The following is a 24,612-nucleotide window of genomic DNA, read 5'->3' on the forward strand; positions in this document are numbered from 1 at the left end:
GATCTGGGCATTCACGTTTATCTGCTGTTGTTTCTGCCGGGTATGCACTGTGCTGACATCGTGATTGGTCAGTGATGATCGAACCGACTGTCGTTCTTTGCAGCAACATACGTGTTACCGCAATCGGCAGTCGCCACCACAAAACCATAGGGGGGCCTATGTCACGAGCGTATATAATGCTATGCCTGTTGCTCATTGCCGGTATTGTCGGTAACACGCCGCTACCGGTTCGTGCTCAAACCGAAACCGGACCACTCCAACAGATCTGGCAATCAGCGGCCAGTGATGAGTATACGAGTGTTGCTGCATTCGATATTGATAGCGATGGTGATGATGATCTGGCCGTTGGTCGGCGCAACTTACCGACTCAGATCTGGCGCAACGACGGATTGGACAGCACAGGTCAACTTATTCTAACACCGATCTGGACGTCGCCGAATGCTAATGAAACCGTTGATCTGGCCTGGGCTGTCACTGACAGTGGGACGATTCTGTTAGCAGAAGCGAATTACGATGACCCTCTATTCGTATATCGGGTAGATTTGGTTTCCAGTGGGGTGGCGGTCAATGTGCAATTTACCACCCCAAACCTGTTCTCACAGACGATCCTGTGGGGGTATCTCGACGGTGATAACGATCCAGACCTGCTGATTGGTACCGAAGCGGGTTCTATTTATTACTACCTCGACGATCAAATCCTGGCCGGTGTGCCGAATACGTTGCAGGAAGCTGTTCCGGCAGGGTTCACCACCGTCAGCATGGCCCTGGCCGATATGGATAGTGACAATATACCCGATTTAGTGGTTGGTTTACGAGGTGGGCCAACTCACATCTTTGGCGGCGTATCAGCCGCGCCCTTCTTCGGTTCGGCCCCAATTTGGGTCGATGATATAGTGAATACGAACACCCGTGCCGTCATTACCGGCGATTTTGACAACAACAGTAAACCCGATCTGTTCATCGCCGGCGTGCGTGAAAATGTGCGCCTCTATCTTCATCAGTCAGATATGCCGCTGACACTGGCTTTGTCATGGGTGACGAGTCAGCGGATCAATGCGGTTGCTGCTGTTGCAACTGATTACGATGGTGATGGTTTCATCGATGTTGCACTCAGTAGTGAACCACGAAGTGATGTAATACAGACGCTACCCATCGGTGAACATCTGCTGCGGAATAATGGCAGTGGTGGTTTTACCCTGGTCTCCACGCTTGCGAATCGGGCAACGAATCGTAGCCGACTGGCGTGGGGGCAGATGGCGGGGTCAAGTACTCCTGACCTGGTGGTCGTTCGGTTGAATGCGCCGGCCCGCGTCTATCGCAATCAGCTCAGTGGGGCAGTGCAGACAGTGGTTACCGGGGCTGGTGGGGCGCCGGCCCACGGTGCTCTCTTCTTCCGCCAGCCCGCCGGTAGTACTGCACTGGCCGAACCCGTTCTTGTTGATGATCGGCCATTACGAGCTGATGCGAGTGGCAATGCTACGTTGACCGGGTTGGTGAATGCGGGTGACGATGTGGCTGTTCTGCAGCCTATTGGTGAGTTGGTCTCCTATACCAGTACCCATGCTCCAATTCCAATTGCCTCTGATCGCACCGATCTGATCACAGCAACCCTGTCGATTACGCAGACCGGGATTATTCAGTTCATTGACTCGGTCATTATTACAGGCACGCACACCTATTTTAGCGATCTCTCAATGACCCTGATCAGTCCTTCAGGAACAGTCGTGCGTCTGGTTGATGGATCTTGTGGTGACAATAATGGTTTTGCGATTGCGGTCAGCGATACCATCGCCGGCAATAATTGTCCGCCTACTGGAGGCGCACAGTTTCAGGCCATTGACCCACTAGACGAACTGCGTGGTGAGCCGATTACCGGTGACTGGCGACTGGTTATTGCCGATAACTTTCCCTTCGATGGCGGTACACTCACCGCCTGGAGTCTTCGCCTTCTGGTCAACGATAGTCCGCTCTACTACACCAATATCGTTCCTGGCGACCCGCCAACACTGACCACCCTCAGCGATGCGGGTGTCAATGCGGTCAATGTCAGCCCTGATAACCCTCTTCTCCTCTTCGATATCGATGTCTCGCTTGAGTGGGATGCGCGCAATGATACCGGTTACATGGCCCAATTACGCACCGATCTCCGTCGTGCCTCGGAGCTGCTCTACGATTGGACAAATGGCCAGGTCGCGCTGGGGCGGGTCAGAATCTTTCACAACCGTGAACGCTGGAATCTGGCCGATGTGCGGATCTACGCGACGAATCGCTTGCGGCCGAACTCGGATCGAGGTGGCATTGTTCAACAGACCACAATTACTACCAATGCTCTGGGAGAAGAGGTGGTCTTTTATCCGGGACGGGTTCGCATTGGGGCAACCTGGAATCAGTACGGTGCCAGTCGCGGTGCTGTGGGTGAGGACTGGCCACGGGCATTGGCGCATGAATTGGGACACTATTTACTCTTCCTGTCTGACAACTATATCGGTTTTAGCGAGGTTGACGGTCGGCGCGTGCTGGTTGGGGTTGAGAGCTGTCCAGGCGCAATGAATAATCCCTACCGTGAAGAACAATCGGAATTTCATCCGCTTGCCGGGTGGACGACCAATTGTCAACAAACGCTTTCGCAGCTTGAAAATGGCCGTGCTGATTGGGAGACAATTGTTGCCTTTTACCCGGCGTTAGCCGCACATCGTCCGACAACCTTCAATGAGATAACCGGCCCTAACACGCTGCCGGCGCAGCTCACCGAAGTGATTGAAATGCCACTAGCGGGTTCGCCGCGCACACTCCGCCAGTCTACGTTCAGTCTGCTGCAGGAAACTGACGAAGGTACAATCCGCCTTCAACCTGACCGCAGCGCACGTGGTATCCTCTTTACCGATGATGATGGCAATGGGACAATTGATCGACTGATCGATCTCGGTGCTCCGGTGCGCGATCAGCTCGAAGCACGCGGTGCGCGAGCGGGTGATCGTCTCTGCCTGTTTGAGCTGGCGGTACGGCGGTTCGGCTGCGTCGAAGCGCTGGTGAGTGGTCAGACAGCGCTAACTGTTACCGAGCGATCTGACTGGCAACCAGACATCCGGATCGAACCGATTGATGGTCAACGGATTCGGGTGATCGTGCGTGCAGAGGGTATTACTGCTCCCTTACGTGCTCGCCTGTTCCCACTTGATGCGCCGTCATCGGCTACCGTCACTCTAACTGCTAGCGCTGGAGTAGCACAGGCTGAGATAACTGCCCCGACATTTTTCGAGCAGGCGCTGCTCCACCTGTGGGTTGATGAGACGGCACCACGGCGCGAGGCCATCACCGATGTCAATCTCTACTTCTATCCAGCGGATACCCCGCGTCTGGCTGCCGATCAATCACCAGTCCCTCAGCAACGACGACCGTGCAATCCACGGCGGCAAACCTGTCCAAACGATGCTCCGGCGTCACTCGATGGCCAGGCGATGATATACGACCTTGATGGTGTCTTTGGACCGGGTGATCTGCTCTCATTTCAAGCGGCTACTCGTGCACCGGCTACACCACCGCCGTGGAGCGAGCAGGTCGGATCGGGCTACTGGCTGAATGGCGTAACTGCAACAGACCTGACCGGCTTCTCGATCAATTTGAGCTACGACGAAATCAGTTTGCCACCCGGAACGGCCGGTGGGTTGAGTATGTTCAAATATGATCCAACCAGCCAGGCATGGCGTGAAATTGTTGTCTATCGGCGCGATCTCGAACGGCGCGAGCTGGCCGGTGATGCGGCCGGGGCAGGACTGTACACCTTATTAACAACGCTGCGCCCGGCAGCCGGCTGGAACCTGCTGGCTTATCCGTGGTCGGGTGAAAGTGTGCCGGTTGCGTTCAGTCGTCTTCACGTCGATAGTCGTCATTATCGCATTGTATACGGTTATGACGAAGTGACCAATAGCTGGCGTCGGTACGACCCAACGGTTGCCCCTGCCTTTGATACTCTGGTGAACACACTCACCAGCCTGACCTACGGTCGCGGCTATTGGGTTTTTGTGACTGATGATGGGGCAACCGGAACCGCTTCATTGACAGGTGGTGCCACCCTGCAATCGGCACTGCCGCAGCCGCCAACAACCTACTACGGCTATATTGCACCATTGGGTACGACAACGTTTGCCCCCGGTCAGACCGTAGAAGCATTGATCAATGGTGTCGTCTGTGGCAGCGCCCAAACGCGATTAGTAAACAATCAAGTTGCCTACGTCATCGACGTGGCTGCGGCCCAACCCGGCAGCGAAGGGTGTGGGATGGCCGGTCGGCAGGTAACCTTCCGCGTCAACGGCATGACTGTGCGAGGTTCGGCATTGTGGGGCGCACCGGGAGCGCAGCGCCTCGATCTCAATCCGACAGTCTGGGTGCCACTCCTGCAACGTGAAGTAGTGTGCCTGGTAGCGTGTCGGTAGTTGGTTGAGGAGATAGGAGAGAGAAGATAGTAGATAGGAGGTAGGAGAGAGAAGGTAGGAAAAGCATAATTTTAGAACTTATTTCGTAAAAGCTGTGCTGTGGTGCATCCAGACTGTCGCACAGACGCATAAACGCTTGCCAATCGTCAATGACAGCATATAGTCCAATCACGCGTTGGATTGGTTGCCTTGCCCGCTCGTCATGCGCGTGTTGCAGAGTTTGGAGTATGGCTGCCATGCTCCCGCAGCAGCCGTGTTCACGATCCGGCACGTGTCACGCTGGTGACCCTGCTGGTTACGGGGAGGCTGGGTGCGCTCGTCACAATTATGGGATCGGTCAGTAATGAATGATATAACTTCTAGTAGGTGTTTTTTGAAATAGGTTCTAGTCCCTTCGTGGGTGTAGTTCTCGCTCAGGATTGTCTGTGTCGTGTCGTTTGGAGTTCGACAGCCACGCTGCCACGTCTGGCGTGCTCTATGCCGGGTGCGTATCACCCTGGTTTCCGGCATATCTGATAGCATAGAAAATCCGCTACGATGCCAACACCTTACTCTCATATTGCGACCACCTACCTGCGGCTCGTCGGTGTCACTCCTGATAGTCCTCCAGTACGGGGATGACACTGTTTATTCGATCACCCCACGTCCATCAGGGTCGTACCATTGATCTGTATAGACAGATCGTTGCGGAGGTGACGGATTGTAGGGGTGGGTTCCGAACCCGTCCCTACGCCATATCCGGTGCCGGACAGTGATGCACTGGATCACTCAAGATGATATAAGAGCGTATGAGGGGGATAGAGTTTAGAGACGTCTTGAACGCCCTTACCCTCATACTGCCGCCCCGACCGTGCTCACGCGCAGGTGCGTGGTGGAGTGGTGTCACTGCTGGTGATGACGATAACGTGCGGTTGTGTTGTGCGCAACGGGTCTGACAATCCGTGAACCAGTAGGGGCGGGTGCCAAACCCGCCCCAGGTGCCAACCCGCCCCTACGCCATATCTGGTACCGGGCAGTGATGTATTTGTCGTAGACATTGCGCTGACTCATATCGCCCCCAAAGGTCGTGATCCTCTTTACAAGGATGCTTGCTTCTGATATACTTAACATTGTTAAATATCTACACGCGCTAGGAATAGGGTAACGCATGACCGAATCAGAACTGGCCAATGCCACGAATAACCCGTCAACCCTCGATGCCATCGAGCAAATGATTTTACGCATAAGCTGGCTGGCGCAGCGCCAGTTTGTGCAGTTGCTCGATGATGAGCGGTTTAACCTGACATTGACCCAGTTCTACACCCTGCTTCATCTGGCGCAAACGAACGGCGAGTGCAAGATGTCAGATCTGGCCGAAGCGACGCAGCAGTCGGCAGCGGCGCTCACCGGTGTAGTTGATCGTTTGCTTGATAAACAGTTGGTAGAGCGCACACGGCACGAGCGGGATCGTCGTCAGGTGATGGTGCAGGTCACGCCGCGGGGACTAGCCTTGATTGCTGCGATTCGTCAGGCCCGGCGCGAGCAAATCCATGCCGCACTTGGACATCTGCCGGCGGCTGATGCCGAACGCTTGCTCGAACTTCTGGAAGGGGTATTAACCGGGATGTCGCGCGTGCTCGAACGGAGTGAGACAGGACGATTGGCATAAAGGATGACATTATCGTGGTGAACGATAAGCAGGTTCGCCTGCTTGCGTTCAAGGAGCGTACTTTGTTACGGTTACCGTTTCAATTGATACCGCCACCACAAGCTGCCAGTAATGTAAGCTGGTCCCGGCTACTTTCCTATCTGCGTCCTTACCGTGGTTGGATCGTAGTAGCGCTGATCGCCATGGTCATCAGTGCCGGTTTGGGTCTGGTAATTCCGTTAGCGATTGGTCAGGTTGTTAATCTGATAACCGGCGACCAGGCATTACCGGTCGTCCAGATTGCCCAACTTCTGGGTATTGTGATGATTGGGCAACTTCTGACCGGTGTTATTCAGACCTACTGTCTAAGCTTCGTTGGTGAGCGTGTTGTCAGCGATCTACGCATTGCAGCGTATGAACATCTGCAAAAGCTCGATCTCGCCTTTTTCGAGCAGCGTCGAACAGGTGAAATCACGTCGCGCATTACCAACGACGTGACCCTTATCCAGACAACGGTGACCAATAGTCTGCCAACGCTACTGGGAGGTGTCATTCAGTTAGTTGGGGCTGTTGCTCTGATGCTCGTTGTCTCGTGGCAGCTCAGTGGTCTGGCGTTGATCCTGGTGCCGACGCTGGTGTTGATTGGGGTTTTCTTCGGTCGCTGGCTACGCCAGATTTCGACCGCCGTGCAAGACCGGCTGGCCGATGCAACCAGCATTCTGGAAGAGACGGTTGCCGGTGTGCGGGTCGTTCGCTCGTTCAGACGTGAGGACTACGAAATTACCCGTTTTCGGGCAGCGGTCGAAGCAACCTTTGCGACAGCGTTGAAGCTTGCCCGGATTCGCGCGATCTTTCAGCCGGCAATGTCGCTGGCGGTGTGGATGGCGTTGATCGGCATTCTGGCTATCGGCGGCTATCTGGTGAGCACCGGTGTGCTGACGACGGGCAGCCTGATCTCGTTTCTGTTCTACGCAGTGATGGCTGCCGGGTCAATGGGTGTGTTTGCAAGCCTGTTTGCTCAGTTGCAAGAGGCACTTGGGGCAACCACCCGGGTCTTCGAGCTGCTCGATCAGCAACCATTGGTGGCCGATGCGCCTGATGCCATTCCCTTACCGCCTGTCGAGGGGCGGATTGAGTTCCGCGAGGTGTCGTTTGCCTATCAATCGGCAACCAGCAATGGCTCGCCTGCACCGGTAGTCCTGCGCGACTTTTCGCTCACCATTGAAGCAGGGGAAATGGTAGCCCTGGTTGGGCCTAGCGGTGCCGGCAAGAGTACGATTGCCAGCCTGATCCCACGGTTCTACGACGTGAGTGCCGGTAGCGTGCTCATCGATGGTTATGATGTGCGGCGGGTCCAGATACAGTCGCTCCGGGATCAGATCGGAATCGTGTTGCAGGAAACCCAACTCTTCAGCGGCAGTGTTCGCGATAACATCCGCTATGGCCGTCTCGAAGCCACTGATGAAGAGATTGAAGCGGCTGCCCGGATGGCGAATGCGCACGAGTTCATCTGTCAATTGCCAGATGGGTACGATACACCGGTCGGCGAGCGTGGGGTGCGCTTGAGTGGCGGTCAGCGCCAGCGGATTGCCATTGCCCGGGCGATTCTGAAAAATCCGCGCATCCTGATTTTGGACGAGGCCACCAGTTCGCTCGACAGCGAGAGCGAGCGGTTGGTGCAAGAGGCCCTGGAACGGCTCATGGCCGGACGTACCAGTATCGTCATTGCCCATCGCCTGAGCACAGTGCAGCGCGCTGATCGCATTGCGGTGATCGTAGCGGGTGAGCTGGTTGAAATTGGTACTCATCACGAGCTGCTTGCCCGTGATGGTGTCTATGCCCGGTTGTACGAACGACAATTTTTGCAGCCAATACCGGCAACGGCTGCTGTGTAAATAGTGTGAGTAACGTTCCTCATAGAACGTAGGAGATAAAACTACTATGAATGAACCAATGTCTCTCTTTGACGATCTGCCTGAAGAGCAGGATGACCTGCACGAAGAGCCAGAACGCCGTCTCCCGATGGTGGTGCTCGGCGAAATGGTCATCATGCCCCATATGACCATCCCGCTCCAGGTACCGCAGGGGAAGTCGTACCGTGCGATGGAGCGAGCGTGGGAAGAAGATCGTGATGTTTTGTTGATCTTTGTGCGCGAGAATCAGCTCGAAGGATACAAGAGCAACCAGCCGCAGAATCTACCGCCGATTGGGGTTATTGCGCAGTTGCAGGAGTTTGCCAAGTTGCCCGATGGCACAGCCCGTGTAATCCTTGAAGGCCAGCAGCGGGCACAGATTATCGAAGCGATCCAGATTACACCCTTCTATCGGGTGCGTTGCCGACCAATCTTTGATCCACCGGTCGGGGGGATCGAGGTCGAAGCCCTGATGGAGACGGTGAAGCAGCAGGTTGATGAATTCGTCGAGCATCTCGGTGAGGTGCCCCAGGAGGCGGTGCAGTTTGTGCATCGCATTGATCGCGCCGGTCATCTGGCCGATATTGTGACCTGGGGGCCGGCATTCGATTTCAAGGACCGGCTTGAGATCCTCAATACGCTTGATCCGGTCGAGCGCCTGCGCAAGGCTTACCTGGTGCTGGCACGACAGTTGGAGCTGCTGAAGCTGCGCGTCAAGATTCAGTAGGATACCCGCGAGGTACTCGACCAGAGTCAGCGTGAGTATTTCCTGCGCGAGCAGTTGCGGGTTATTCGCCGTGAGTTGGGTGAAGATGAAGATGGCGATGATCCGATTGACGAGCTGCGGCGCAGGATTCACGAGATGAACGCTCCAGAGTATGTGAAGAATCAGGCGCTGCACGAGTTGAAGCGGCTGTCCCAGCAGGGGATGCACAGCCCTGAAGCAGGCGTGATTCGGACCTACCTCGACTGGATTCTCTCGCTGCCCTGGGCTGATGAGGAGTTGCCAGAGATCAGCATTACTGAGGCCAAAAAGGTGCTCGACGAAGATCACTATGGCCTCGAAAAGGTCAAAGAGCGTATTCTTGAATACCTGGCTGTGCTTAAACTGGCCGGTAATAAGATGCGCGGTCCCATCCTCTGCTTTGTCGGCCCGCCCGGTGTAGGTAAGACCAGCCTGGGGCGCAGCATTGCCCGTGCGTTGGGCCGCAAATTTGTCCGTACCAGCCTCGGTGGCGTGCGCGATGAGGCTGAGATCCGCGGTCATCGCCGCACCTATATCGGCGCGTTGCCCGGTCGGATCATCCAGGCCATGAAGACGGCTAAATCGCGGAGTCCGGTCTACATTCTTGATGAAGTTGACAAGATTGGTATCGATTTCCGCGGCGATCCAACCTCGGCATTGTTAGAGGTACTCGATCCAGAGCAGAACAACGCATTTAGCGATCATTACCTTGAATTGCCGTTCGATCTCAGTAAGGTTATCTTCATTGCCACGGCGAACCAGCTTGAACCAATCCCGCTGCCGCTCCGTGATCGCATGGAGATCATCGAGATCAGTGGCTACACCGAAGACGAGAAGATGGAGATCGCACGCGGTTTCCTGATTCCCAAGCAGCGCGAGTTCCATGGGCTGCGTGAGGATCAGATCGAGTTTACCGATGGCGCCATCATCAAGCTGATTCGCGAATACACCCGCGAGGCTGGTGTGCGTGGCCTTGAGCGCGAGATCGCCAGTCTGTGCCGTAAAGTGGCGCGTAAGGTGGCCGAACAAAGCGAAGCAACCGATGGCTCGGTGCAGAAGTTTGTGATTGATGAGGCTGCCGTGCTGGAATATCTTGGTCCCGAGCGCTTCACCTTCGGTCTGGTCGAGGAGAAAGACGAGGTTGGGGTCGCGACCGGTGTGGCCTGGACGAGCGCCGGTGGTGATATTCTCAATATCGAGGTGTTGCCGTTCAAGGGCAAGGGCCAGCTTCAACTCACCGGTCAGCTCGGTGAGGTTATGAAGGAGAGCGCGCAGGCTGCGGTGAGCTACGTTCGCTCACGTGCTGCCGACTTCGGGATTGATCCGGCGATCTTTGAAGAAACCAATATTCACATTCACATCCCAGAGGGTTCAGTCCCGAAGGATGGTCCATCCGCCGGTATTACGCTGACCACCGCGCTGATCAGTGCGCTGACCGGCACCCCCGTGCGCCGCGATGTGGCGATGACCGGTGAGGTCACTCTGCGCGGAAAGGTCTTGCCTATCGGTGGACTGAAAGAGGAGACGCTGGCCGCGCATCGGGCCGGTATTCGTACCTTTATCTTGCCGAAGGAAAACGCGAAGGATATTAGTGAACTGCCAGAAAAGGTGCGGCGGGAACTGAATCTAATCCCGGTCTCCTCGATGGACGAGGTGCTGCAAATTGCGCTGAGTCGGATGCCGACTGCAAACAATCAGGTCAGCGGGCCGCATCATCAAAATAATCGCGGTCAACCCTCGCCAACCCCAGCCGGTGCATAGGTAAAGCGTTGATGGTTCTGCGGTGACAATACAACCGCAGAACCATACTCTATTCATACCCAGGCTTTGCATATGATATTCACACCGCAGCAGTGGCAAGGCCTCAGCATGTACCCGTGATTGCCTGACCCGGTGTCGTCATGAATGCAATCCTCTGCTACGGCTCTCTTTGTGCTGACTTGCGCATCTGGTTACCCCATTGGCCGCGACAAGGCAGCGGTATCCATGCCGTGCGTACACGCTGGTTGGCCGGCGGCAATGCGTTGAACGAAGCCCGCGCACTGGTGAGCTGGGGTGTCAAGCCGCTCCTGTACGGAGACCGGTTAGGTTACGATGCCGGCGGTGATCTGGTTGCGGCTGAGTTAACCGCGTTGGGCCTGATGACCCACATCGAAAGAAGTGCGAACGTCGCAACGCCGGTATGCCATATCCTGATTACCCCCGATGGTGAACGCACGATCATTGCTTTGCGTCAACAGACGGCGGCTTCGCCACCATCAGCAGAAGTCTTAGCAACCTGCCAGATCGTTAGTGTCAGTCGCTACGGCCTCTACACCACGGAAGTCGCTACCACTGCACGACAGCTCAATCGGCTGGTGGTGGTCGGTGATGTGAGCGATCCTGCCGATCCCCTGGCTCAGGCCGCCGATGTGATTGTTACGTCGGTTGATCTGTTGGGTACCGCACCGTTTCAACGGGCAGCTGCTTTGCAACAGGTGCGTGGCGCCCCCGTCTTCATCACCGACGGCCCTCGTCCGGCTTGGGTTTTGGTTGCCGGTAGCTGGTACGAAGCAGCACCGCCTTCAACGGAGAGCAGTGATCTCACCGGAGCCGGTGATGTCTTTCGGGCGGGTGTGGTGTACGGTATCTGGAAAGGATGGGACTGGCAGGAAATCCTTCTGTTTGCTACAAATGCTGCCACGACGTTTGTCATCGAACAATCGACAGCGTGACCTTGCCTTATGAAGCGGCCATACTTCGTGTTATAATCTCTACAACCTGACAGGTAGTATCTACTACCTCTCCTGACACTCGCCAATTGCTCAATGAGTTACGAACTCTACGAACAGACTGACCAGATCATTTTACGCACCGCTCGTTATGAACTCGGCTGGTCAACGGATAGTGGCGCTCTGATCGTCTTTCGTCGTGATAATGGCCCAAATATTCTCGGTTTTGGCCCTCCGGTTGCCGGGGTTGATGTTGCTATCGGTTCGCCGACCAATTGGATTACCGCGCAGACGTTCGCGCGCTACATCTGGCATCGTTTGCAGATTCTGCCAGATGGTTACCTGCAGATGACAATTATTGTCGGTCTTGGCCCGTTCAAGGTGTTTGATCATTACCTGTTGTCTGACGAGGTGATCGAGCGCTGGATTGAGATCGAAAATGTCAGCGGTGATGAACTCCGCATGTACGGTGTACGGTTGATCATTCCTCATGTCCAGATTGGCTCGCCAGATCGCTGTACCTTTGAGGCGCCGGGCAACAGTGTTCGGCCACGTGCACCGTATACCATCGCCTGCACCCAGGATCGTAACATTCTGCCCCGTCGTTTCTTTGCGCCCGGCTTACGTGGTGGCAGTGCCTTTGAGCCGGCACCAACCCAGGGTGCCGGGGTGATGGCTCTTGTCAATTCTGATCTCGCACTGACCTTCCTCTGCTGGTACGCCGGTGATGATGAGGCGGCACTTCCATACGTGCAGGGCAGCCACACAGCAGTCTCTTTGGCCTATGAGATTGCTGTTGCCGGCTGGCTGCCCTCAGATTGGCGGTTTGCGCTGGGACGGCAGTTTTTTACTCTTACCCCCGAACCCTGGCCGGCGGCATTGGCAATCTATCGGGCATTGACGCCATTCCCCCGTCCGCCAATGCCATGGCTGCGTGATGCAATCATCTATGTCGCCGATCTGCGACAGCACGGTGGTGCTGATGGGTTGCGCCACCGTTTACCTGAACTGACAACGCTTGGGGTCGATACGCTATGTTTGTTACCGTGGCATACGGTTGGTGATCGCCCGCATCTAATCGGCGATCTCGAACAGATCGATCCGGCGTGTGGTGATCACGAGACGATCCAACAGCTTGTTGCAGCAGCTCACCAGCACGGCATGCGGGTCTTGGTAGATGTTGCCATGCAGGGTTGTGCTCCCGATTCTCGTTACCTTAACGAACACCCGGAATGGTTTGTCCGTGATGAGTCAGGGGCATTTGTGATTGGGACACCGGCAGATGTACCGGCAGTGGCGCGCCATCCCGGTGTTGCTCTTGCTACCGGTGGCTACCATTTCGACTGGCTACGCAGCGACTGGCGTCTGTACTGGCAACAATGGGTGATTGGCCAGGTTGATCACTTTGCCCTGGATGGGATACGGGCAGTGGCCCCATACAGCGCAGCGCCGGCCTGGATACGGCGGGCATCGCTACGGGCGAGTACCGGTTCTGCTTTGATGGTGCAGACCCTACAAGAGATTGCGACAGCCCGGCCAGAGCTTGCCATGATCTCTACTCTCTCCGGGCCACGGTCTGCCCAATTTGCCGGGGGATGGTTCGATTATCCCAGCCACCATATGCTCGTCCATCTGGCGATGCGCCGGATTACCCCTGCTGAGTGGTCGGCATATCAGAGAGATTATGCCGAACTCTATCCTGATACCTATCGGATTGGGTTTCTTGAATCTTTCGATACTGCCGATTGCAATCCGTTAGCCGATGGCTTACGCGGTTCACGGCTTGGTCAGACGCTCTGGGCAGTGATGCTGTTTAGTGGTCTGACACCGGCGATCTGGAATGGTCAGGAGATCGCAGATCGCACTGTCTTACCGCGCCTGTTGGCTTTATGGCGTAAAGAGCCGGCGCTTCGCTATGGGACAGTGGCTTACCAGGACCTTACGGCCGCTACTGGCGACATTATGATTATCTATCGTGAGTTTGAACAACGGCGCTTGATCGGCGTGATCAATCTGGGCGCGTTACCGGGCCGATTCATTGCCCCCCAGCCTATTGGGCGTGATCTGCTCGAAATTTCACCGTTGAGTCGGGAACGGCGCGGTATCGGTGAAGAATTGCGTCTGGCACCGTTCGGTATCTACTGCTTCGAGGGTTGACATGGTAACAAGCACGTGACCCCCAGGTGTCGCGTCCATCTTTTTCCCGCTCCCGTCACGTAACACGCGAGGATTGACTATTACCCAAACCTGCCGAACGCCTCTTGCGTGAGACCATTCATAGAAAAATTCGCTGTCAATGTCATAATAAGTTCACCCGCGTTTGATCACTCACAACATAGATGAGCGTGTTATGCCGCCTGCCTCTCTATGACCAGGATTTGATCTGCAACCGCGGCCAGATCATGTCCTACCACATCCGGCGGTGGAGCCAATGGGTCGAGTACCATACCTGGACGGGCGACAAAAGCAGCGGCACAACCGGCACGCAAGGCTCCTGCTACGTCCCAGGCATGGGCGGCAATCAACCGTACCTGATCCATTGCCACACCCAGCCGATGAGCCGCCATCTGATACACCTCCGGCGCCGGTTTCAAACGGCGAACTTCCTCGACCGACAGACGCACCTCAAAGAAGTCACGCAGGCCGGCAAAAGCAAGTTGAGCCTCGGCCAGTTCGACATTTGAATTCGTGAGTGTTGCCAGCCTGATCCCGTTGGCCTGCAAGCGTTCGAGTGCCGGTTGTACATCGGGATGCGGAGGCAGTTGCCGCATACCAGCCAGAATCTGTTGCCGACCGCTACTGCTCAGCTTTACACCACGGCGTGCGGCTGTCATTGTCAGTGCGGCATCGCCAATCTGCGCGAATGGAACATAGCTTCCCGTAATGGTGACCACCATTGCCAGGTGAATCACCTGCTGAAACCACTCGTGCCGCACGCCAGGGTCGCCAAACGCCTGCTCAAACATAGGATCGAGGGCACGCAGGTCGAGCAAGGTCTCATTCACGTCGAAGACACAAACACGTGGCATAGCAGTTCTCCTGTTTGATAGTAGATGCATATTATACAGCCTCGGATACGGCTGCCCTGAATGGAACGAATTGCTGTGGGTGTGCGTCATACCAGTAAAGCACCACGTCTGAACTGCAAAGGACTGCTTATGCGAGCATTGCTTGTCATCTTGATCGGAGTGTTTCTTTTGGTAGCCTGTGGGACGGCAACCGGCTCTCTGCCTGCGCAGCCCTTGCCGCCGCCCGGTCAGCCATTTCGCACGCAGCCGCCGGCGGCGACGCGCGATGCATCCCTGCCAGCACCGACAGCAACCATATTGTCGGAAGAAACTGCTCAACCACCACCGGCCCCAGTTGTGCTACCAACCGTTGGGGCAACGGTTGTATTACCACCAACGGTGGCAACACCACTGCCTGCCGTACCACCAGTAAAGGAGACCCCTATGCCGCCGTCAGATCAGGGTGGAACATCACCGATGCCGGCCAATGCCCAACCACTGACACCCCCCTACGATCCGAACCTGGCCCGCCTCATTGATCAGGCAAAACAAGACCTGGCCCAGCGCCTGGGGGTGGATGTGTCTGTGATCGAGGTGGCCCAGGTTGCCGCTGTCACCTGGCCGGATGGCTCACTCGGATGTCCGCGACCGGGCATGGCGTACATCCAGGTGCTCATTGATGGCGTGTTCGTGCAGCTTCGGGTTGGCGATCAACTCTACAACTACCACGGTGATGGCCGCCAACCACTCTTCCTGTGCGATGCGCAGTTCGGCCCGCAGTCGCAGCGGCCATTGCCGCCACGGCAGGCGCCGTAGATATTGATACGTGTATGTGTGCTCGCTTGCTGATCCGGGGCGGGACGTTGCGAGGGTTTGAGTTGAGTGGTTGAATACGACTGTACTTCGTAACATAAGGATGGGGCGATATCGATGTCGCCCCATCCTTAAGCTATCGCGCAATGATTGCCGCTACGGTCGGACAACCTCACCACTGAACGGATCAATGTACGTGCCGAAGAAGGATGGACTGGTCAGTTCGGCGTAGTTCGTCCAGCGTCCGAGGCGTACACCCTGGGCGCGGAAGCCAATGGTGATGGTCTGTCCCGGTGTGCCGGGGGTGGTTGCGATGTAAACATCGTTCGAGTTCGCGGTTGGTATAGTACCCACAATCGGGCCGAAGCCGTCGTTGCTGTAGATATTCGCCCCGCGATTACCGAACGCATTCTCGGCGCCGACGGTGACATAGCCGCTATCGCCATCAGAGAGGGTCGGACCGTAGGAGTAGGTAATGTCTTCGACGCCGTTCAATCCGATCCAGATCTGGAAGGTGTTCAATTCACCGTCACCCCAGTTCGGTGCGTTTTCCCACTCCAGAATCAGCCAGCAGGCATTCGCCGGATTGCTGCATGGTCCAAATCCAACAAGGTAAGCGTAGTAGCCACCTCCAGCGCTACCGTCGAGGTCGGTCCAGAACGCACCCAGCGTATTGTTCGGGCGGGCAGGGTTGGGGAAGGTACGGTTGATATATTGCACATCTGCCGCCGTACCGCCACCGATCACAGCATACCCGTTGCTGACCATGCCGATAGTGTTGTACGTTTGCCCACCGAAGACAAACGGGCGACTCAGGGTGAAGTTGGCAATCGTCTCGTCACCGAGGCTCACATTCGGGGACGCACCGAGGCTGGCAAGCGACAGATATCCGTTGAAGGTCAAACGACCCGCGCTAATGTTGGGTGGCGATGCGCCGGTGAGGGTTCCACTGAAGGTCAGGCCGTTGCTCGTTTCGGTGGCACCACCGGTGACACTCCCGCTCACCAGTTTCAACTGTTTCGGCATGGTATCGTTGAGCGTCACTGTGACGTCGTTGAAGGTGGTATTGGTGATCGAGATGGTGCAGTCGGTTGTCCCGCGCAAGGCCAGGGTCGCCGGATCGCACTGCTTCTCCATCCGAATATCAGGCTCGCCACGTACAATCGTGACAGGGAAACGAACCTGACAGCCGTTCCGTTCGGTGAAGATGACCACGGCATGCCGTACCTGTCCTAACGGCACATCACGGGCATCAACCGTGATATTGAAGGTGTACGTACCGTTTGCCGGAACGAAGAACTCCTTCGGTACAATGACCTTGAAGTCGCGTGGTTGGCCGGCCTGGTACGAAATGGTGCTCTTGTAGAAGCTGTTGTACCCCGACACTTCACGTACCGTGCGGCTGACGGTGATCAATCCCGGCATTCTCGGTACGTACAGGCTGGGATAATTGGCCTTCCACAGTTCATTCTGCAATGCCAGATAATTGGCACCGGTCTCGTCGAATGTCAGGCCGGGGTCCCAGGCTTTGCGCAAATCAATGCGGCCTGAACCGGCATCGAATGGCGTAAAGCGAGTAACACCGTCCTCTTTATAGACACCGGCAGCTTTCGCACTGGTCATCAGCGCTGATTTGATCTGACCGGGCGTCCAGGTTGGGTTGAGCCACTTGAGCAGGATTGCAGCACCGGCATTGTGCGGGCTGGACATCGACGTACCGCTCAGGAAGGCGAACTGTGGTACCGCCTGCCCGTATTCAATTGCTGTATAGCCGGCCAGAATGTTGACACCGGGTGCAGTCACGTCAGGCTTGCTGATACCGAGGGTCTGACCAGGACCACCGCGCGAACTGAAGCCGGCCATCACATCTCCCTGGATCGGGCCGGGTGCGCCAGGGGTGAAGGTCGCCGTGGCACCGGGGTTGGCAGTCAGGAAGGCCAGCAATGCGCTGCCATCGGTGTTCTGGATGTGTACTGTCGGAATTGAGTGGAAGTCGGCGTCAAGGCTGCTCGGTGTTGGATTGTAGAGGATCATACCGATAGCGCCACCGGCTGCCACATTCGCGCTCTTCGCAACGCGGGCAATGATTCCTCGTTCGCACACAACGATCTGGCCGGTGAAAGTGCCGGCTGCTGCTGGGTTGAGACACAGCGGGTCGGTGGTGTTGACGACAACCGGCGCAGGCGTCGAAATGCCGGCGCCACTCGAAGCGCCAACCGCAGTGAAGGTTCCGCTGCTGCCCTGTACCGTCAATGTACTGAGGTACGACCGATCTGAGGTGCTGGCACCAACCGTCGCTACCCACGGTTCGCGGTGGTTGACCGTATCGGGTGCCGGGCCGGAGTTGCCTGCCGATGCCGACACCAGAATCCCGGCATTGTAGGCGTCAAGAAATGCAAGTGAGGCGATGTCGCTGTACGGATTGGTACCACCGCTGATCGAGAAGTTGATCACGTGTACACCATCGCGGATTGCCTGCTGAACAGCGGCTGCCGAGTCGGTCGTAAAGCATCCCAGCTCACCACACACTTTGTAGTTTACGATGTATGCCCGTGGCGCGATGCCGGAGATGGTTCCGAATACCCGGCTGCCATCACTGGCCGGAACGCCACGGTTACCGGCTGCCGTTGAAGCAGTATGGGTACCGTGTCCATCATCATCGCGACCAGAGCGGAACTCGTATGGTTGAGTGCCGACAAAGAAATCGTAGGCACTCATAAAGCGGTACGAACCGATCAGCTTGTTATTGCAGGTGAACGGCGCATCACCGGGTGTCGCACTGCCGAAATTACAGGCGCGGAGACCACCAGGATTACCCGGCGCGGGTGGTGGGGGAGCGTAGGGTTTGCCGAGCGGATCGGGGTCGGAGAATGACGGATGTTCGGGCCAGACACCACTGTCGAGGACGCCAAAGATCACGCCTTCACCGGCAAATGCCGAACCACCGCCACGATTCCATGCCGTGGTTGCCCCAATGAACGCAGGGGTGCGGTAGGTCTCGATGCGCTCAATCCGGTCGTTAATCACCTCAACCACATTAGGTAACCGACGCAATTGGTCGAGATGACTGACCGGAGCGGCCACCGAAACACCGCCGATGATCAGATCAAAACGGTGCGTGACAATCAGACCGGGGATGCGCTGTTGCGCCTGGGCGATCAGCGCATCAAGTTCGGCGTTCAGTTGACGCAGATAGTCCTGGGCTGCGGGGGCGTTGATGTCAGTGATACCATTCTGCGCCATAAACGAGGCGAGTGATGGTGAGTCGATCTTGAGGAAGACGCTGGCGAGGGTGCCGTCGCGTGAAAGGGCTAGATTTTTGTTGACAGCCACATCTTCACGGCTACTTGCAGTGAGGGGTTCGATGGTTAACGGCGTTCCGGGCGTTGGGCGATCAGGGCGCGGTTGCGCTTCTACAGGACGTAACGGTAAAATTCCAGCCAGTACGAGCGACAGTAGCAACGTCAATGCAACCAGATAGTTGCGTGAAAATAGACGACTCATGTGCCCCCCTTGATTACACAAAAACGAGACAGCGGCATACTCCCTTGTATGGCGTCATGACAGTACGATCTCACCTCCTTACCCGGAAAACAGAACAGAAATCCCCCAGGTACAGGCTATGCCGTGTACCCTGAATATTTGTTCTTTGCTGACCTACCACGAACGATGTTTATTGTAATAGAAACTCCGTAAAGTTTCAAGAGGTTAACGGTTGGCTAATCAAATTGTTGAGATCAATAGATGAAAAATTATTTATTCGTTTAATGAAAAGTTTGTCATAAACCGTTTTGAGCTTAACGTAATCGTAGGCTTTCATTTCTACCGGTATCCACGTATTGGGTTGGCTGCTACGCGGTGATCCTGTTTCGCGGTTGGCAATCTCACATAATGGTACGTTGTCTATACGCATGATCTACGCCGGCAATATTGGGTGTGTAGAATTGATCTCATTGACCCCGGGAACGTGCACCGCCGGCTCGCCTTGCTATGCATTACCCACATGTCACCAGGCAGTCGGTATGCCCCCTCATAGCACATCGTGCTGGAAACGGCGCATCGTTCATCACGCACACCAGGCAGTCATGGGTTCCGCAACGTCCTGCTCCCCGCCGGCAGGTCAGCCCTGCGGTCGTGCGGGCTGATGCCCTCCCTCACGACGTGGTGGCCCCGCTGCGGCTACTCATGTGTGCGCATGGCACCTGCTCCCCGCGGGCAGGCCAACCCCGCAGGGGCTTCAAGGAAGTGAGGCAGGGTTGTAACCCGCCGACTCGCCGGCGATCACCCCCACTCCCGCATGCGAGCTATGCAGTATTCGAGTTATGGGTAATGCATAGGCCTCGCCTTGACCCTGGGAGCGCGCGTCGCCGGCTCGCCGACTTCGTCGGTATCTCTCCTTCACACTTCTAATATATTGCTAACACAGCGCTGATGACTATCTAACATCGGTTTTTTATCTACAAAGACGTACACCTTTTGCATCATCATCGCTGCATCGGCCCGACGCAGAGCGCTGCGCCGATGTACGTTGACGATCAAGGAGGTGGTGTGCCATGACGATGGATCTGGGTCTGCTCATCCTGCAACTGGTTGTTGGGCTGCTCATGATGGGGCACGGTGCCCAGAAGCTGTTCGGCTGGTTCGGTGGTCATGGCCTGCGGGCAACCGCCGATTGGCTGGCAGGTATGGGAATACGTGCACCACGTTTCTGGGCACTAATGGCCGGTCTGGCTGAGTTTGGCGGCGGTCTTCTCTTTGCCCTCGGCCTCTTCCATCCGCTTGGCTCACTGGCAATCATTGCCGTTATGATCGCGGCAATCGCTCTCGTCCACTGGTCACACGGACTGTGGATTAGCAATGGGGGCAGTGAATACAATATCGTTCTCCTTGTCCTGGCCGCGGTAATGGGGCTGTGGGAACCCGGTGCCTACACGCTCGACCGTGCTCTCGGTATCGCCCTTCCGCAGCCACAAACCTTCTGGATTGGCCTGATCCTCGTGTTGGCCGGTCTGGCCTTCGCCCTCCTGCGCCGGCAGTCGCGCACGACGATGGCTGCGGCGAGTGGTGCTGGTCAGGCCGCTCATTAGGCAAGGTGGGGTAGTGCCTGGACACTACCCCCAACCCTGAATAATGAGGAGGTCGTCTGTGCACGTCAAACCGTTGAATGATCGGGTTGTAGTCAAACCAAAGCCGCGTGAAGAGAAGACGAAAGGCGGCATTTTCCTGCCCGATACCGCAAGCAAAGAGCGCCCGATGGAGGGTGAAGTGATTGCGGTGGGTCCAGGTCGCCGTGCTGATGACGGCAAACTGATCCCGATGAGTGTTAAGGTCGGTCAGCACGTGCTCTACGCCAAATATGCCGGTACGGAATTTAAGATTGACGATGAGGAATACCTGATTCTCCAGGAGAAGGATATTCTCGGTATCATTGAAGGGGAGTAAGCAGTATGGCGAAGCAACTGATCTTTGATCAGCAAGCTCGTACAGCGCTGAAACACGGTATTGATACGCTGGCTCTGGCTGTCAAGACGACCCTTGGCCCACGTGGCCGCAATGTTGCGCTCGACAAGAAGTGGGGTGCCCCGACGGTAACCCACGATGGTGTGAGCGTTGCCAAAGAGATTGAACTGAAAGATCCGTTTGCCAACCTCGGCGTGCAGTTGCTCAAGCAGGCCGCAGTCAAGACGAATGATGTTGCTGGTGACGGTACGACGACGGCAACCGTTCTGGCCCAGGCCATCATCAACGAAGGCTTGAAGCTGGTTGCAGCCGGTGCCAATCCGATGCTGCTCAAACGCGGCCTCGATAAGGGTGGTCAGGCGCTGGTGGCTCGTATCAAAGAGCAGGCGATTACGCTCAAAACCCGTGATGAGATTCGGAATGTCGCTACCATCTCGGCCCAGGATGCCGAAGTCGGTGAACTGCTGGCTACGGTGATGGACAAGATTGGCCGCGATGGTGTCGTAACGGTTGAAGAAGGGAAGAGCACGCATCTCGAGCACGAGCTGGTCGAAGGTATGCAATTCGACCGCGGCTATATCTCGCCCTACTTCATCACCGACTCTGCCCGCATGGAGGCAGTGCTCGATGAGCCATACATTCTGATCACCGACAAGAAGATCAGCGCGATCAAAGATCTGTTGCCGATCCTCGAGGCAGTGCTGAGCAGCGGGAAGAAGGATCTGCTGGTCATCGCCGAGGATGTTGATGGTGAAGCGCTGGCGACCCTGGTCGTTAACAAGCTGCGTGGCACGCTCAATGCCCTGGCCGTGAAAGCGCCCGGCTTCGGTGATCGGCGCAAAGCCATGCTCCAGGACATTGCTATCCTCACCGGTGGTACCGTCATCTCGGAGGAGATCGGTCGCAAGCTCGAAAGCGCGACCCTGCAAGACCTTGGTCGTGCCCGCCGGGTCAAGGCCGACAAAGATAACACCGTTATCGTTGAAGGTCACGGCGACAAGCAGGCCATTCAGGCCCGGATTGCCCAGCTCAAGCAGCAGATTGAAACCACAACCTCCGATTACGACCGCGAGAAGCTGCAAGAGCGGGTGGCGAAGTTGTCGGGTGGTGTCGCCGTCATTAAGGTTGGCGCACCGACCGAACCGGCCATGAAAGAGCGCAAAGCTCGCGTTGAAGATGCGCTCAACGCAACCAGGGCTGCGGTCGAAGAGGGCATCGTGCCCGGTGGTGGTGTTGCCCTGCTGAATGCGATCCCGGCGCTTGATAATGTCACGACCCAGTTTGAAGAAGAGCGGATGGCGCTCAATGTCTTGCGGCGGGCGCTCGAAGAGCCACTGCGCCAGCTCGCCACCAATGCCGGTGAAGATGGTTCAGTGGTGGTCGAGAATGTTCGCAACGAGCAGCGGAAGCATAACAACAACCACTACGGCTACGATGTGATGACCGGTACCTACGTCGATCTGATGCAGGCCGGCATTATCGACCCGGCGAAGGTAGTGCGCTCCGCTCTCGAAAATGCGATCAGCGTTGCCGGGATGGTGCTGACCACCGAGGCCCTGATCGTCGATGCACCCGAACCGAAGAAGAAGAACGGTACGCCACCGATGCCGGACGATGACTTCTAATCCAATCCGGTAGGCACAATGACACGTGCGCATGTCGCAAATCCCCGACATGCGCACGTTTTGCGTTCGTACTGACCTTTATGATCTGCTGAGTCACGCTGTGCAAGGGGTGTTGTGCCCCTGCACAGCATATCACATCAAGTCTGGTCTAGTAGAAGTTATTGCACGCTACCAGTCATCTCCCTCACGTTGCACCCTTGAGCGCTACACCGTAGTGCGTACGTGTTGGTATTCCCCTAAAGGAGCGTGCCTCCGAATCACTTCCAATAGACACAGCCCATCGTGTCTGCTTCCAGCAGGCTATTGCAATCCTGAACAAACTCGTGACAGTGGGAGCCATCTGCACTGGAGTTCCCGCCCCCAGCGGGGGCGGGTTAGGGTGGGGGCGTGTCGCTCGCCTGGCCGCACTCCTGTACGGCTCTGATAACCCGCAAGAGGTGCAGTGTCAGGCAGATTTGATCTCAGACAGATCGCCCCCCCTGCTTACCGCACTACACCCGCGTAATATACTCACCGGTGCGGGTGTCGATCTTCAACACATCACCTTCGTTAATAAATGCCGGCACTTCAATCACGGCACCGGTCTCCAGGGTCGCCGGCTTGGTCACATTGGTCGCAGTGTCGCCGCGCACGGCAACGGTCGTCTCGACGACCTTCAGGTTGACGAAAATCGGCAATTCGACGCCAATAATCGTATCTTTCTCCGCGTCGTAGACCAGATCGACCGTCTCGTTCTCCTTCATAAAGCGCACCGCGTCACCAACCAGATCCGCCGAAACCGGAATCTGGTCGAAGGTGTCGTTATCCATGAAGATGAAGCTATCACCCTCGCGGTAGAGATACTGCATCGGTCGTCGCTCGATCCGCACGATGTCGATTTCCGCGCCGGCGCGTACCCGATCTTCAATCACTTTCCCGGTCGTCAGGCTCTTAAGCTTCATGCGGACAAACGCCCGCCAGTTACCCGGCGCCACGTGCTGAAATTCAACCACCTGGTACAGGTCGTTGTTGTAACGAATCACAATTCCGTTGCGCAAATCAGAGGTTGTTCCGGCAGCCATCTCAATATACTCCTTGTTTTGTTTACATAACAACACACAAGCCGGGAAACCACCGTTGCCCGGCGAATGCTACCACTATAGGCTGATTCGGGATTCTGCGCAAGTTGGGTGGCGAAGAAACCCCTCTGCGACCGCTGCGTGCTCTTCCATACCCATCTTTTGACTGATCAGGTAATAACCGGTCTCAGGTACAATAGCAACTAAATCGATCCCGTTTAAGGCTTCATCCATACAGGAGCACATTCTTATGAAGCTTGTCTTGCCGGGCCTGCTACGTGATGAACTTCTCCCGCGCATTGCTGCGGTTGCCCCCGATGCCACAATCGTCTGGTACGACCGTGATGGTCAACCAGAAGCCCCTATCGACGATGCCGAGGTCCTTCTACGCTGGTTTTTTACCAGTGAACAACTGGCACGTCTGGTGCGACAGATGCCGGCGTTGCGCTGGCTGCACATTCCCCGTGCCGGCGTAGACGGCTCGCTCATTCCCGAAGTGCTGGAACGTGATATTATCGTGACCAATTCAGCCGGCGTGCATGCCATCCCGATCAGCGAGTTTGTCATGCTCTTTGCCCTGAGTCATGTCAAACAGGCCCTTCATCTGCACCAGTTGCAGGCTGCCCATCGCTGGCGCGACCAGGACCTGCAATTGCGAGAGCTGGCCGGCAGCACGATGCTGATCATCGGCCTGGGCCAGATCGGACAGGCCATTGCCGAACGTGCCAGTGCCTTCGGGATGCGGGTATGGGGATCGCGCCGCACCCCACGCCCAACCCCAGGCGTCGAGCGCGTTGTTGGTGAGGGTGAATGGCGATCATTACTTCCGGCAGCCGATTTTGTTGTCATTGCCACCCCGCTCACACCGGCAACACGCCACATGTTTGGCAGAGCAGAGCTGGCGCTGATGAAGCCTGATGCCTATCTGATCAACATTGCCCGCGGTGAAATCATCGACGAAGCAGCATTGATTGAGGCGCTGCGCGAACGGCGGATTGCCGGTGCCGGCCTCGATGTGTTTGCGCAGGAACCACTACCCCCGGATAGCCCGTTCTGGACGCTACCGAACGTCTTTGTTACTCCTCACGTATCCTGGAGTTCGCCGCACATCCGGTCGCGTACCCTTGATCTCTTCGCTACCAATCTACGAGCGTTTCTCCAACAACAGCCAATGATCAATGTTGTGGACAAACAGGCCGGGTATTAGTCCAGTACACAC

At 56.4% G+C, this 24,612-nt stretch carries 14 protein-coding genes and 1 pseudogene; 11 read left to right on the top strand and 4 right to left on the bottom strand.

Going from position 1 to position 24,612, the window contains the following annotated elements:
- Nucleotides 1-158 precede the first annotated feature (158 nt).
- From CAUR_RS15125 to CAUR_RS15150, 6 genes and pseudogenes are all read left to right on the top strand, one after another.
- Nucleotides 159-4,433, top strand: a complete 4,275-nt coding sequence (locus tag CAUR_RS15125) for an FG-GAP-like repeat-containing protein (protein ID WP_012258730.1) — start codon at nt 159-161, stop codon at nt 4,431-4,433.
- 1,147 nt (nt 4,434-5,580) lie between these two features.
- Nucleotides 5,581-6,081 carry a MarR family winged helix-turn-helix transcriptional regulator gene (locus tag CAUR_RS15130; RefSeq protein ID WP_012258731.1) on the top strand — a complete coding sequence of 167 codons (501 nt, stop codon included), beginning with the start codon at nt 5,581-5,583 and terminating at the stop codon, nt 6,079-6,081.
- Between the two features lie 14 nt (nt 6,082-6,095).
- Nucleotides 6,096-7,955, top strand: coding sequence for an ABC transporter ATP-binding protein (locus tag CAUR_RS15135; RefSeq protein ID WP_012258732.1), 1,860 nt, complete (start codon nt 6,096-6,098; stop codon nt 7,953-7,955).
- Between the two features lie 46 nt (nt 7,956-8,001).
- A pseudogene (lon, locus tag CAUR_RS15140) lies at nt 8,002-10,479 on the top strand (endopeptidase La).
- Nucleotides 10,480-10,619: 140 nt separating this feature from the next.
- Nucleotides 10,620-11,432, top strand: a complete 813-nt coding sequence (locus CAUR_RS15145) for a carbohydrate kinase family protein (protein ID WP_012258733.1) — start codon at nt 10,620-10,622, stop codon at nt 11,430-11,432.
- A gap of 93 nt (nt 11,433-11,525) precedes the next feature.
- The gene (locus tag CAUR_RS15150) at nt 11,526-13,586 is read left to right on the top strand and encodes an alpha-amylase family glycosyl hydrolase (RefSeq protein ID WP_012258734.1); all 2,061 of its coding nucleotides are present in this window, start codon (nt 11,526-11,528) and stop codon (nt 13,584-13,586) included.
- A gap of 191 nt (nt 13,587-13,777) precedes the next feature.
- On the opposite strand, the gene CAUR_RS15155 is transcribed toward CAUR_RS15150, so the two are convergent.
- On the bottom strand, nt 13,778-14,458 hold the full coding sequence (locus CAUR_RS15155; RefSeq protein ID WP_012258735.1) for a haloacid dehalogenase type II: 681 nt from the start codon (nt 14,456-14,458) through the stop codon (nt 13,778-13,780).
- A gap of 129 nt (nt 14,459-14,587) precedes the next feature.
- Between CAUR_RS15155 and CAUR_RS15160 the strand changes: the two genes are divergently transcribed.
- Nucleotides 14,588-15,253, top strand: a complete 666-nt coding sequence (locus tag CAUR_RS15160) for a RodZ family helix-turn-helix domain-containing protein (protein WP_012258736.1) — start codon at nt 14,588-14,590, stop codon at nt 15,251-15,253.
- Between the two features lie 153 nt (nt 15,254-15,406).
- On the opposite strand, the gene CAUR_RS15165 is transcribed toward CAUR_RS15160, so the two are convergent.
- Nucleotides 15,407-18,754: a S8 family serine peptidase gene (locus tag CAUR_RS15165; protein ID WP_012258737.1), complete on the bottom strand. Its 3,348-nt coding sequence runs from the start codon at nt 18,752-18,754 to the stop codon at nt 15,407-15,409.
- 1,049 nt (nt 18,755-19,803) lie between these two features.
- Here CAUR_RS15165 and CAUR_RS15170 point away from each other — a divergent pair.
- Genes CAUR_RS15170 through groL form a run of 3 tightly spaced genes read left to right on the top strand, consistent with a single transcriptional unit; the run spans nt 19,804 to nt 22,335 of the window.
- Nucleotides 19,804-20,337 (top strand): DoxX family protein, encoded by a 534-nt coding sequence (locus tag CAUR_RS15170; protein ID WP_012258738.1) that lies wholly within the window; start codon nt 19,804-19,806, stop codon nt 20,335-20,337.
- Nucleotides 20,338-20,395: 58 nt separating this feature from the next.
- Complete coding sequence (groES, locus tag CAUR_RS15175) at nt 20,396-20,692, top strand: co-chaperone GroES (RefSeq protein ID WP_012258739.1); 297 nt, start codon at nt 20,396-20,398, stop codon at nt 20,690-20,692.
- 5 nt (nt 20,693-20,697) lie between these two features.
- Nucleotides 20,698-22,335, top strand: coding sequence for a chaperonin GroEL (groL, locus tag CAUR_RS15180; RefSeq protein WP_012258740.1), 1,638 nt, complete (start codon nt 20,698-20,700; stop codon nt 22,333-22,335).
- A gap of 491 nt (nt 22,336-22,826) precedes the next feature.
- Here the strand turns inward: groL and efp are convergent, their stop codons facing one another.
- On the bottom strand, nt 22,827-23,396 hold the full coding sequence (gene efp / locus CAUR_RS15185; protein ID WP_012258741.1) for an elongation factor P: 570 nt from the start codon (nt 23,394-23,396) through the stop codon (nt 22,827-22,829).
- A gap of 75 nt (nt 23,397-23,471) precedes the next feature.
- On the bottom strand, nt 23,472-23,627 hold the full coding sequence (locus tag CAUR_RS15190) for a hypothetical protein (RefSeq protein ID WP_157866460.1): 156 nt from the start codon (nt 23,625-23,627) through the stop codon (nt 23,472-23,474).
- A gap of 16 nt (nt 23,628-23,643) precedes the next feature.
- Here CAUR_RS15190 and CAUR_RS15195 point away from each other — a divergent pair, with 16 nt between their 5' ends.
- Nucleotides 23,644-24,600: a D-2-hydroxyacid dehydrogenase gene (locus tag CAUR_RS15195; RefSeq protein ID WP_012258742.1), complete on the top strand. Its 957-nt coding sequence runs from the start codon at nt 23,644-23,646 to the stop codon at nt 24,598-24,600.
- The last annotated feature ends 12 nt before the right edge of the window (nt 24,601-24,612 follow it).

It is taken from the genome of Chloroflexus aurantiacus J-10-fl (assembly GCF_000018865.1).
GTDB classification, from domain to species: domain Bacteria; phylum Chloroflexota; class Chloroflexia; order Chloroflexales; family Chloroflexaceae; genus Chloroflexus; species Chloroflexus aurantiacus.